This is a genomic window from Halorubrum sp. SP3 (assembly GCF_005435195.1).
Taxonomy (GTDB): domain Archaea; phylum Halobacteriota; class Halobacteria; order Halobacteriales; family Haloferacaceae; genus Halorubrum; species Halorubrum sodomense.
Window position 1 is genome coordinate 1 of record NZ_SGTU01000715.1, and the last position, 232, is coordinate 232.

Annotated in this window: 1 protein-coding gene; it reads right to left on the bottom strand. The window is 69.0% G+C overall.

Annotated elements, in window-relative coordinates; genetic code table 11:
- Nucleotides 1-232, bottom strand: a 232-nt coding sequence (locus EXE42_RS18040; protein WP_137707140.1) for an FAD-binding protein, incomplete at both ends; no start/stop codon positions are given.

Below are 232 nucleotides of genomic sequence, written 5' to 3' on the forward strand. Positions count from 1 at the left end.
GCGGTACGGCACCGACAGCTCCTGTGCGCGTTCGACGAGCGTGTCCAACAGCGACTCGCCGGTGTGGTCGCCCGCGAAGGCGGTCCGGCGGAACGACTGCGCGCCGAAGAAGCGCTGGTCGATCTCGCCGCCGTCCGTGCGGGAGTACGCCATCCCCCACTCGTCGAGCTCGCGGAGGCGCTCTGGCATCTGTTCGGTTACCGTCTCCACCTTCGCCGGGTCGTTGACGAAG